The sequence below is a fragment of the Acidobacteriota bacterium genome (genome assembly GCA_020845575.1).
Taxonomy (GTDB): Bacteria; Acidobacteriota; Vicinamibacteria; order Vicinamibacterales; family Vicinamibacteraceae; genus Luteitalea.
Map to the genome: position 1 here is coordinate 123,934 of JADLFL010000040.1, position 10,950 is coordinate 134,883.

The following is a 10,950-nucleotide window of genomic DNA, read 5'->3' on the forward strand; positions in this document are numbered from 1 at the left end:
CCCGCGCCGTACGTGTCGTTCGAGCCATGTCCCTGGTCCTGACGTCCCTGGTCCTGACGTCCCCGGTCCTGCGTGTGGTGTCCCGCGCCCTGTCGTCAGGTCCGATACTCCGCGTTGATCGTCACGTACTCGCGGCTCAGGTCGCAGGTCCACATCGTGGCTTCCTCGCCGCCGCCAGTGCCGAGGTCCACGCTCACGCTGATGTCCTTGTTCCGCAGGTACTCGGCGGCCTGCGGCGCGCGTTCGTCGAACGGACGCCCGCCCTCGAAGAGAACGACATCGCCGATGCGGACGGCTGCACCCTGGAGATCGAAGCCCACGCCTGCGCGTCCTGCCACGGCCACGAGACGACCCCAGTTCGGATCGCCGCCGTGGATGGCGGTCTTCACCAGCAGCGAGTTCGCGATGGCGCGTGCGGCCTGCTTCGCCTCGTCATACGTGCGCGCACCGGTGACGGTCACCGTCACGAGCTTGGTCGCGCCCTCTCCGCCGCGCACGATCTCGGTGGCGAGGAAGCGCGCGACTTCGTAGAGCGCATCGGAGAGCAGCGGAGCCTCGGCTTCGCCGATCGTCACGCCGCTGGCACCGTTGGCAAGCAGCGCCACGCAGTCGTTGGTGGAGCACTCGCCGTCGACGGTGATGGCGTTGAACGTGTGGTCGGTCACCTCCGCCAGCACGCGTTGCAGCAATGGCGCGGGCACTGCCGCATCGCACGTCAGCACGCCGAGCATCGTGGCCATGCGGGGCTCGATCATCCCCGAACCCTTGGAGATGCCGCCGACGCGGAACGTGCCCTTCGGGGTGGTCACCTCCACGGCCCGCTCCTTCGGGAACGGGTCGGTGGTCATGATCGCGTGCGCCGCGCGGGCATGGCCGTCGCGCGACAGGTCGTCTGTCGCGGCGATGATGCCCTGCGTCACGGTGCGCGGATCGAGCTGCACGCCGATCACGCCCGTGGACATCACGAGCACCTCCTCGAGGTCGCACTCCACCGCACGCGCCGTTTCGGCGGCCATGAGGTGCGCAACCTGGCGGCCCTGATCGCCCGTGCAGGCGTTGGCGCAGCCCGAGTTGATCACGACAGCGCGGGCGTGCCCGCCGGACGCGCGCAGGTGCTCGCGAGAGACGACGATCGGCGGCGCGACGGCCAGGTTCGTGGTGAACACGGCAGCGGCCGTCGCCGGCGTGTCAGACACGACGAGCGCGAGGTCGAGCCTCTCGGGATTGGCCTTGATGCCGCAGTGCACGCCGGCGGCCCGGAAGCCGGCCGGCGCGGTGATGCCACCTTCAATGGTCGTGATCATCGATGCAGGACGAGGACGGAGGACTCCGCGGTGCGGGGTTGAGCCGCGCGACGGCTGGTGCGCACGGCAGACATGCTGCCGACCTGCGTGCCTCGCAGCGGCAGCGCGACGGCGTACTGCCCGCACGTCCGGAACTTCGGACACGCCACGCAGTCTGTCGCAATCTTCTCGGGCAGCCACGTGTGCGGCACGATCGTGAAGCCGAGGCGCACGAAATGCGCGGCTTCGTGCGTGAACGCGCACAGCGTGCCGAACTGCTCACGGCGCGCCGTGGCGCCGAGCGACTCGATCAACGCCGGGCCGAGCCGCTTGCCGCGGTGCGCGGCGTCGATCACCAGCGAACGCACCTCGGCGACGGTGCCGCTCAGCGGCGCCAGTTCCGCGCAGCCGACGAGCGCATCGCCCGCCACGATCACGAGGAAGCGCTCGGCATGACGGCGCAGGTCGTCGAGCGTGCGCGGCAGCAGGTGTCCTTCCTCGAGGCTCGCCGTGATCAGGGCCAGCATCGCCTCGGCCTGCGCCGGCGTACCGCGCTGGATCGCGTACCCATCCGGCAACGCGTGTGCCGGCGCCACCTCGATGGGTGCCAGGGGGACGGGCATGTCAGGCTCCTTCGACGGCCGTGAGCGCGGCGTCGAGGCGCGAGATCGCCTCGGCGATCTCCGCTTCGGTGATCACGTATGGCGGCAGCAGGCGCACCACGCGCTCGGCCGTGCGATTCACGATCAATCCGCGTTCGAGCGCGGCGGGTACCACGGGAGCGGCGTCGCGGTCGAGCACGAGTCCCTGGATGAGGCCCGCGCCGCGCACGCCGACGACGCTCGGATGCCGATCCGCCAGCGATCGCAACGCGTCGGCGAAAATCGGGCCCATGCGCCGCACGTGATCGAGCAGGCCGCCTTCGAGCGCGTCGAGCACCGCGAGCGCCGCACGGCACGCCAGCAGGTTGCCGCCGTACGTCGTGCCGTGGTCGCCCGCGCTGATCGCATTCGCGACACGCGACGACACGAGTACCGCGCCGACGGGCACGCCGGCGCCGAGTGCCTTGCCGACCGAGATCAGATCCGGCGACAGGCCGAGCGTGCGCGAGTGGAACATCTGTCCGGTGCGGCCGAGGCCCGACTGCACCTCGTCGGCGATGTAGAGCGCGCCCGTCTGCTCGCAGGCGGTGTTGATCGCCGCGACGATCTGCGGCGGCAGCGGACGTACGCCGCCCTCGCCCTGGATCGGCTCGGCGATGATCGCGGCCGTCCTGTCGCTCACGGCCGCGAGCAGGTCGGCGGGATCCTCGTTCGACACGAAGCGCACTTCGGGCACCAGGGGCTCGAACGGCGTCCTGTAGTGCTCGTCCCACGTCGTCGACAGCGCACCCATCGTCCGGCCGGAGAAGCCACGCTCGAACGCGATGAACTGTGGGCGCGGCGTGCCGGCCGTGTACCAGTACCGTCGCGCGAACTTCAGGCAGCCTTCGACGGCCTCGGTGCCGCTGTTGCAGAAGAACGCACGCGCGAGGCCCGACGCCTTCGCGAGACGCTCGGCCACCACGCCCTGGTACGGGTGGAAGAACAGATTCGACGTGTGGACCAGTTCACCGACCTGCTCGCGCACGGCAGCAACCAGTGCGGGATGCGTGTGCCCGAGCACGTTCACCCCGATGCCCGACAGCATGTCGAGATAGCGCGTGCCGTCGTCGGCCACGAGCCATACGCCCTCGCCACGCACGAACACCACCGGCTGACGCCTGTACGTCTGGAGGACGTAGGCGGCTTCAGTGGCCTGGACGGTGGTGGCAGCGGTGGCGGAAGCAGATGACATGGGAACCTCGGGAATGTCAGGATTTCAAGAGTTCAGGATTTCACGATTGCAGGGAAGGTTCAGCGGATGCTGGTGCCGCGGCGTTCGACGATCGACGGGGCCGTCCGGCCGTCGACGATGGTGACGGTGGCGACGCCACGGGCATGAGCCGTGGTGGCGGCGCGGAGTTTGGCGATCATGCCTGCCGACGCCGTGCCGTCCTGCATCAGCGCGTCGGCCTGCGCCGGCGTCAGCGATGCGATGGTCTGTCCCGCGCCGTCGAGTACGCCGGCCGTGCCGCCGACGAGCAGCAACTCACGTGCACCGATGGCGGCGGCCACGTGCGCGGCGAGCGTGTCGGCATTCACGTTCAGCACGCCATCGCCTGCGGACACGCCGAGACTGGCAATCACGGGCACGTAGCCTCCTGCGACCAGGTGCGACACGACGTTGGCGTCGGCCGTGGCGTCGGGTTCGCCGACCAGTTCGAGATCCACCTGTTCACCGGCGGCGGTCACGTGTGCCGCCACGCGCGTCGATCGCGCGAGCGCCGCATCGACGCCCGTCAGGCCGACAGCCTTCAGACCGAGACCGACAAGGTGCGCCACGAGCCGCGTGTTGATCGTGCCCGCGAGCACCGCGACCACGGCGTCGAGCGTGCGCGCGTCGGTGATGCGCAAGCCATCCACCGATCGCTTCGCCACGCCGCGACGCGCGAGCTCCGCGTCGATCTCGCGCCCGCCGCCGTGCACGACCACGAGCGGGCCCTGCGCGGCGATGGTCACGAGCGCCTCGCCGACCGCGGCGATCCGCTCCGGCGTCTCGACGAGTTCGCCGCCGAACTTCACGAGCACCGGCGCGGTGCTCACAGCAGCCCTTCCTCGATCGGCAGGCCGTACATCAGGTTGAACTGCTGGACGGCCTGACCGGCCGCGCCCTTCAGCAGGTTGTCGAGCACAGCCACGACGATCAGGCGGCCCGTCACTTCATCCACCTTCCAGCCGATGTCGCAGAAGTTCGTGTGCGCGACGTGCTTGATCTCGGGCAGTCGATCGCCGGTGAGCCGCACGAAGAACGCGTCGGCGTACGCGGCGGTCATCGCCTCCTGCACCTGTGCGGCCGTGACGCCCGGCGTCAACCGCGCATACGTCGTCGACAGGATGCCGCGATCGAGGGGCACGAGGTGCGGCGTGAACGTGACGCGCAGGCCGAGCGCCTGTTCCATCTCCGGCGTGTGCCTGTGACCGAACAGCGCGTACGCCGCCACGCTGCCGTGGTTCTCCGAGAAATGCGTGCGCTCGCTCGCACCCTTGCCGGCCCCGGAGACGCCGGACTTGGCGTCGACGATGACGTCGCCCTGCAGCAGGTTCGCCTGCGTGAGCGGCAGGAGTGACAACAGGGCGGCAGTCGGGTAGCAGCCAGGGCAGGACACCAGTCGCGCCGACGGCAGGAGCGCCGCGTCGAACTCCGGCAGGCTGTACACGGTGCCGTCGGGCATCGGGTCCGGCGTGGACGGATAGAACCGCGACCGCAGGGCCGGATCCTTCAGGCGGAAGGCACCCGACATGTCGATCACGCGATGCCCGCGCGCCAGCAGTTCGGTCGCGCTCGTAGCCGCGAAGGCTTCCGGGGTTCCGAGGAACACGACGTCGCAGCCTGCGAGCGCGTCGGGGCTGTAAGCCGTGACCTGTCCGTCCCAGATGCGCGCCAGGCCCGGCAGGGTGCGGGGCTGATCGGCTTGACTCGATCCGAGCGCGACCTTCAGGTCGGCCGCCGGGTGTCTGGCGAGGAGTCGCACGAGTTCCTGGCCGCCGTATCCCGTGGCGCCCACCACTCCGACTCCGATGCGTTGCGTCCCCTCAGTCATGTGAATACTTATGCAGAAAGACGCCAAGTATGGCGCTGTGGTCAGACAACTGCAAGAGAAATCTTTCAGGTGATTACAGCGGCATACGCGCAGGGCTGGCGCGGCCGCCCCGTCGTGCTAGACTGCATATCTCTGCATAATGATGAAAGGCACGAGACACGGCGTCATCCGTGACGTCATCCAGCGTGAGAGCATCACCAGCCAGGAGATGCTGCGGCAGCGGTTGCGGGCCGAGGGCGTCGAGGTCACGCAGGCGACGCTGTCGCGCGACTTGCGCGAGATGGGCGTCGTCAAGCGGGCCAGCGACGGGGCGTATCAGCGGCTCGTGGCGGGCAGCCTGTCGGCGGGCGATGCGATCGGTGCGCTCCAGCGCACCACCGCAGAGTTCCTGCTGCGCGTGGATCGGTCCGAGCAGCTCGTGGTGCTGCGGACCGACTCCGGGCAGGCGGCATTGCTGGCCATCGCGATCGATCGTGCGGCGCTGACCGAGGTGCTCGGCACCGTGGCTGGCGACGACACCATCCTGGTGATCTGCCGAGGCGCGGAGGCGGCCGAGGCGTTCCTGCAACGACTCGAGACGTGGCGCTCCGGCGCATCGCTTCGCGTGGCGGCGTTCCGGTAAGGACGGAAACGACACATGACACAGCAACGGGTGGTGCTCGCCCATGCGGGCGATGCCGCCACGCTCTGCGCGATTCCCTGGCTCGCGCGAGAGGCGGAAGTGGTCACCGTGACGGTGGACGTCGGGCAGGGCGAGAGCCTGCTGGCCGTGCGCGAACGTGCGCTCGAAGCGGGCGCGGTCCGCGCGCACGTGCTCGACGCGCGCGACGCCTTCGCGCAGGACGCCGTGCTCCCGGCGCTGCGCGCGGGCGCGATCGGTTTCGACGGCGATCCGCACGCCGCGGTACTCGCGCTCCCCATCGTGGCGTCGCAGGTGGCCATCGTGGCAGCGATGGAGCAGGCCGACGCGCTCGCGCATGGCGGCAGCGGCCAGGCGGCCGCACGCATGTCTCGATTGCTGGCGGCCGTGTCGCGCATCCCGGTGCTGCCGGGCGTGGAGACGATGCCGGTCGACGCGCGGCAGGCGGCAGTCAGAGTGCTGCAACTCGATACGGAGGCGGGACCCGTCGCCCGCGCCACGCTCTGGGGCCGCTCGATCGCCGTCGACGGATCGCTCGACGCCCCGCTGGACGAGGCGAAGTTCTCGCAGACGCGTGCGGCACTCCGTGCCTCGGAGGCTCCGGCCACCGTGGAGATCGGCTTCGACGCCGGCACGCCGCGTCGCGTGAACGGCGTGACGATGTCGCTCGTCGAGTTGCTGAGCAGTCTCGATACGATCGCGGCGGCGCACGGCGTGGGCCGCGTGGACGTGCTCGTGCCCGAAGGCAATGGCGTGCGACGGGAAGTGGCCGAAGCGCCGGCTGCGACCGTGCTCCAGATCGCCTTCCGCGAACTCGAATCCCTCACGATGCCCTGGTCGCTCCGCACGCTCCGTCGTCGTCTCGCCGAAACGTACGTCGACCTGCTGCGCACCGGCGACTGGCACGGCGCCACGCGCGACGCCATCGACGCCCTCGCCGACAGGGCCCTGCGTCACGCCACGGCCACGATCCGCTTACGCTTCTACAAAGGCAGCGTGCAGGTGGTGGGGCGGAATGCCGAATGACGAATGCCGAATGGCGAATGCCGGGAACGTCCTTCAAGCCGTAAGCTGTGACTGAATCAATGTCGAATCTGTGGTCGGGTCGTTTTGCCAGTGCTCCGGATCAGGACGTGTTCGCGTTCGGGGCGTCGTTTGCCTTCGACCGTCGTCTCTTCGACGACGATGTGGAGGGGAGTCGGGCGTGGTCGGAGGCGTTGCTGCGGGCGGGTGTCCTGTCCGCCGACGAGCAGCGCGCGCTCGACGAGGCGCTGACGGCGCTGCGCGAGGCGGCCGCCGCCGATCCCGCGTTCGTGTCGGGAGACGATGAGGACGTCCACGCGTTCGTCGAACGTCAGCTCGTGGCGCGTGTCGGCGCAACGGGCAAGCGTCTGCATACTGGACGTTCGCGCAACGAACAGGTGTCCCTCGACCTGCGCCTCTATCTCCGTCGCCGCATACGTGATCTGCAACGGCGCCTGCTGTCGCTCGTCGAGGCGTTCTGCGCGCGTGCGGCCGAAGCCGGAGACGCGCCGCTGCCGGCGTACACGCACCTGCGCCGCGCGCAGCCCGTGCTCGAAGCGCACTACTGGCTCGCGCACGCGTCGGCGTTCCGACGTGCGTGCGAGCGGTTCGATGCCGTCTACGCCGAAGCCGACGCGTTGCCGCTCGGCTCTGGCGCCATCGCCGGCAACTCCTTCCCGATCGACGTCGAGTTCCTTCGCACGCGTCTCGGGTTCTCGCGCGTCGTGGCCAACAGCATGGACACGGTGGCCGATCGCGACTTCGTGTCGAGCTTCCTCCACGCGTGCGCGCTCGTGATGATTCACGTCAGCCGCCTGGCCGAGGACGTGATCGTGTACGGCTCGGAGGAGTTCGGGTTCTTCGAGCTCGACGACTCGGTGACGACGGGCAGCAGCCTGATGCCACAGAAGAAGAATCCGGATCCGATGGAGCTCGTGCGCGGCAAGACCGGACGCGTGATCGGGCGGCACACGGGGTGGCTCGTGTCGATGAAGGGCCTGCCGAGCGGATACAACAAGGATCTGCAGGAAGACAAGGAAGCGGTGTTCGACACCGAAGACACGGTGGCCGGCAGCCTCATGTCGTGCGAGGCCGTGGTGCGGACGCTGCGCGTGCGCCGCGACGTCACGCAGCGCGCGGCCGGCGGCTTCATGCTGGCCACCGACGTGGCGGACTACCTCGTGCGCAAGGGCCTGCCGTTCCGCGACGCGCACGAACTGGTCGGTGGCATGGTGCGTACACTAATCGAGCAGCGGCGCGACATCGAATCGCTCACGCCGGACGACTGGCGCTCCTTCTCGCCGCTGTTTGCCGACGATGTGGTGGAGACCGTGACGCCGCTGGCCTCGATCGGCGCGCGCCGGACGCCGCAGAGCACCGCGCCCGCCGCCGTGGCGGCTCGCCTGGCCGAGATGCAGGAGTGGATTGCGCGGCAGGGATGATGTGTTAGTATCCGGTGACCTCCTTTCCGTTGGGTCTGTCGCGGAGATCCCGACCCCCCTGGGACGTACTTCCGGGAGCTGTTGATGCAAGAACGCCGGCTTCAGCTGGGTGATGTGCTGGACGACTACTGTCCGCGCGAGAAACGCCTTACCAACCATGTGATCGTCGCGCTCGTCGGCGACGAGGTACGCACGACCCGGTGCGCGACCTGTGATTTCGAGCACGTGTACAAGGCAGGCAAGGTGCCTGTGCGCCGCAAGAAGGCCGACCCTCAGGCGGCCTTGTACAAGACCGTGCTCGACAACATCACCGGTCGCGACAGCGAGACGGGCGAACCCGTCGCGCCCGTGGCGGCTTCGGTCGACGCGCCTGCGAGCCCGCCACGCGTGGTGACTCCGTCGGCCGGGCCCGGAGGGCCGACCCTGCCAGCGCCGGCCGCGCCTGAAGAGCCGGTTTCGCCGATGGCGGCCGAGGATGATCAGCACGGAGAGCCGGCGCGCCGCGAGGAACCGGTACACCGCCACACGCTGATTCGCGCCACGCTGCCGAAGGTCGACGGACAGATCCCTGAACGCAAGCCCGCCGACTTCACGCTGTGGAACGTGTCGCGCCAGCCGCAGGGCCGGCGCGGACGTCCGCGTCCGACGCCGCAGCAGGGTCCGCTGACGTGGAGCGGATACTCGCCGTACGCCAACGGACATCCGTCGGGCAAGAATCCCCAGCAGGGACAACAGGGCGGACAGCCAGGACGTTCGCGCTCCAATCACCGGCGCGGCCGCTGAGGCCGCCAGAGGAACAGCCCGCATGTCGGACTTCTCGGGACGCACCGGCCTCATCGTCGGTGTCGCCAACAAGCGCTCGCTCGCCTGGGCGATCGCGCAGCAGGTCGACGCCGCCGGCGCCCGCCTCGTGCTCACCTACCAGAACGATCGACTGAAGGAGAACGTCGACGAACTGGCCGCGCAACTGACCACGCCGCCGATCCTCCTGCCGTGCGACGTGAGCCGCGACGAGGATCTCGTGAGCCTCGTCGAGGCGCTCGATACGCACGTCGACGGGCTCGACTTCGTCGTCCATGGCGCGTCGTTCGCGCCGCGTGAAGCGCTCTCGGCACCGTTTGTCGAAACGTCGCGAGAGGCGTTCCGCATGGCGCTCGACATCAGTGCCTACTCGCTCGTCGCCCTCGCACGCGCCACCGCACCGCTCATGGTCCGCAAGGGCGGCGGCAGTATCGTCACGCTGTCGTACCTGGGGTCCGATCGCGTGTTCCCGAACTACAACGTGATGGGCGTGGCCAAGGCGGCGCTCGAGTCGTCGGTGCGCTACCTCGCGGCCGACCTCGGCCCGCAGAACATCCGTGTCAACACGATCTCCGCTGGTCCGGTGAAGACGCTCGCCGCGTCGGGCATCTCGGGCTTCTCGGGCATCCTGCAGGTATACCGCGACCGCGCCGCGCTCAAGCGCAACATCGACGGCGGCGACGTCGCCGGTGCCGCGATGTTCCTGCTCTCGGACTGGAGCAAGGGCGTCAGCGGGGAAGTGATCTACGTCGACGGCGGCTACAGACCGATGGGCATGTAACAGGCCGTGTTCGCGGCGCAGGGCACACGGGCCAGGCAAGCCCTGCCCGCTCGGCCTACGTCGCGACGCGCCACTGTTCGGTGCGCAGATGCTCGGCGGGCACGCCGAGCTGCGACAACTGGTGTGACAGGTCGTCGACCATCGACGGCGGTCCGCACAGGAACGACAACGGCGTGGCCGGCGTCGTGAATCGACGCAGGAGCGCGGCGTCGATGCGCCCCACCCGGCCGTGCCAGTCGGTCAGCGCGTGGCGGGTCACCGTGACGATGGCATCGCCGCCATGCGTGTCGTGCCACTGCGCGAGCTCGTCGGCGTAGGCCACGTCGGCCAACTCCTTCACCGAATAAATCAGATGCCGTGGCGCGCGATGGCCCCGTGCGCGGGCTTCACGTGCGAGCGACCGCAGCGGCGCGAGACCCGTGCCGCCGGCGATGAGCAGCATCGGCGTGTCCGGCAGCACCTCGGGCAGCAGGAACTCCCCGAACGGTCCTTCGAAGTCGATGCGCGCACCGACGGTCACGCCATCGAGATGCCTCCCGAGGCCGCCGCCTGGCTGCGTGCGTACGAGGAACTCGATCGTGCCTTCGGTTGACGTGTCTGACGGTGCTGACGCGATCGAGTACGGACGCCTGTCGCGCTGGCCGTGCAGGCCGATCGCCGCGGCCTGTCCTGCCTCGTAAGCGAACGGGATGCCGTCGAGATCGAGCACGAGCCGCCGCGCGCCCGGCGGCGTGTCGACGAGCGCGCGAACCCTGAGCGTGAGCGCGTCAGGCACCTGGCCTCTGCTTGTAGTAGTCGGTCTGACAGGCCTCGATGAGCGCCTTCATGCGGAGCGCATCCTTCTTCCGATGGCCGGCGCAGCGGATCGGATTGACACCGCCGGTGGTCTCGATGAACACGTCCGAGAAGAACATGTTGGTGTCGATCCGTACCGACGCGACGTGCGCCATGTGGATCGAGTGTTCGAGTCTGCCCACCCACTGCGGCGTGTAGTGCACCACGCTGGTCGGCGTGATGTGCACCTGCACGGGGAGCAGCCGGTTGCCCGCGCTCAGCCGGCTTGCGCGGAACACGTCTCCCGCGGCAAACGGCCGGCCCTTGCGCCAGATGACGAAGGCGCCGACGGCCGCCACGCCCACCAGGCACCCCACCAGCATTGCCACGAGTCCCGACGCCGTCAGCACCCCGGCAGGATACCGCAGCATCGCCGGCAGATCGCCGCGCATGCTCCTGCATTCCCGCCGTCCGGTTTCGACGTCCGGCATTCGGTACCGCTCCGTTCTTCCGTTCCTGCCCTC

Annotated in this window: 12 protein-coding genes; 5 read left to right on the forward strand and 7 right to left on the reverse strand. The window is 69.3% G+C overall.

The window, feature by feature from the left end:
* Nucleotides 1–95 precede the first annotated feature (95 nt).
* The 5 genes from argJ to argC are packed head-to-tail and all read right to left on the reverse strand — an operon-like array spanning nucleotide 96 to nucleotide 4,965.
* Nucleotides 96–1,304: a bifunctional glutamate N-acetyltransferase/amino-acid acetyltransferase ArgJ gene (argJ, locus tag IT182_11680; protein ID MCC6163997.1), complete on the reverse strand. Its 1,209-nt coding sequence runs from the start codon at nucleotides 1,302–1,304 to the stop codon at nucleotides 96–98.
* Nucleotides 1,301–1,906, reverse strand: a complete 606-nt coding sequence (locus IT182_11685) for a GNAT family N-acetyltransferase (protein ID MCC6163998.1) — start codon at nucleotides 1,904–1,906, stop codon at nucleotides 1,301–1,303. The genes argJ and IT182_11685 overlap by 4 nt, the downstream gene beginning before the upstream one ends.
* A gap of 1 nt (nucleotide 1,907) precedes the next feature.
* Nucleotides 1,908–3,119 (reverse strand): acetylornithine/succinylornithine family transaminase, encoded by a 1,212-nt coding sequence (locus tag IT182_11690; GenBank protein MCC6163999.1) that lies wholly within the window; start codon nucleotides 3,117–3,119, stop codon nucleotides 1,908–1,910.
* A gap of 59 nt (nucleotides 3,120–3,178) precedes the next feature.
* On the reverse strand, nucleotides 3,179–3,967 hold the full coding sequence (gene argB / locus IT182_11695; protein MCC6164000.1) for an acetylglutamate kinase: 789 nt from the start codon (nucleotides 3,965–3,967) through the stop codon (nucleotides 3,179–3,181).
* A complete protein-coding gene (gene argC, locus IT182_11700; protein MCC6164001.1) occupies nucleotides 3,964–4,965 on the reverse strand; it encodes an N-acetyl-gamma-glutamyl-phosphate reductase in 1,002 nt (333 codons plus the stop codon). Before argC ends, argB begins: the two co-directional genes overlap by 4 nt.
* A gap of 139 nt (nucleotides 4,966–5,104) precedes the next feature.
* Between argC and argR the strand changes: the two genes are divergently transcribed.
* The 5 genes from argR (at nucleotide 5,105) to IT182_11725 (ending at nucleotide 9,652) form a co-directional block, all read left to right on the forward strand.
* Nucleotides 5,105–5,587 (forward strand): arginine repressor, encoded by a 483-nt coding sequence (gene argR / locus IT182_11705; protein MCC6164002.1) that lies wholly within the window; start codon nucleotides 5,105–5,107, stop codon nucleotides 5,585–5,587.
* Between the two features lie 15 nt (nucleotides 5,588–5,602).
* On the forward strand, nucleotides 5,603–6,631 hold the full coding sequence (locus tag IT182_11710) for an argininosuccinate synthase (GenBank protein ID MCC6164003.1): 1,029 nt from the start codon (nucleotides 5,603–5,605) through the stop codon (nucleotides 6,629–6,631).
* Between the two features lie 59 nt (nucleotides 6,632–6,690).
* Complete coding sequence (gene argH, locus IT182_11715) at nucleotides 6,691–8,070, forward strand: argininosuccinate lyase (GenBank protein ID MCC6164004.1); 1,380 nt, start codon at nucleotides 6,691–6,693, stop codon at nucleotides 8,068–8,070.
* Between the two features lie 84 nt (nucleotides 8,071–8,154).
* Nucleotides 8,155–8,853 carry a hypothetical protein gene (locus IT182_11720; protein ID MCC6164005.1) on the forward strand — a complete coding sequence of 233 codons (699 nt, stop codon included), beginning with the start codon at nucleotides 8,155–8,157 and terminating at the stop codon, nucleotides 8,851–8,853.
* Between the two features lie 22 nt (nucleotides 8,854–8,875).
* Nucleotides 8,876–9,652 (forward strand): enoyl-ACP reductase, encoded by a 777-nt coding sequence (locus IT182_11725; protein ID MCC6164006.1) that lies wholly within the window; start codon nucleotides 8,876–8,878, stop codon nucleotides 9,650–9,652.
* A gap of 55 nt (nucleotides 9,653–9,707) precedes the next feature.
* On the opposite strand, the gene IT182_11730 is transcribed toward IT182_11725, so the two are convergent.
* On the reverse strand, nucleotides 9,708–10,427 hold the full coding sequence (locus IT182_11730; protein ID MCC6164007.1) for a hypothetical protein: 720 nt from the start codon (nucleotides 10,425–10,427) through the stop codon (nucleotides 9,708–9,710).
* Nucleotides 10,420–10,878 (reverse strand): hypothetical protein, encoded by a 459-nt coding sequence (locus IT182_11735; protein ID MCC6164008.1) that lies wholly within the window; start codon nucleotides 10,876–10,878, stop codon nucleotides 10,420–10,422. The genes IT182_11730 and IT182_11735 overlap by 8 nt, the downstream gene beginning before the upstream one ends.
* Nucleotides 10,879–10,950 lie beyond the last annotated feature (72 nt).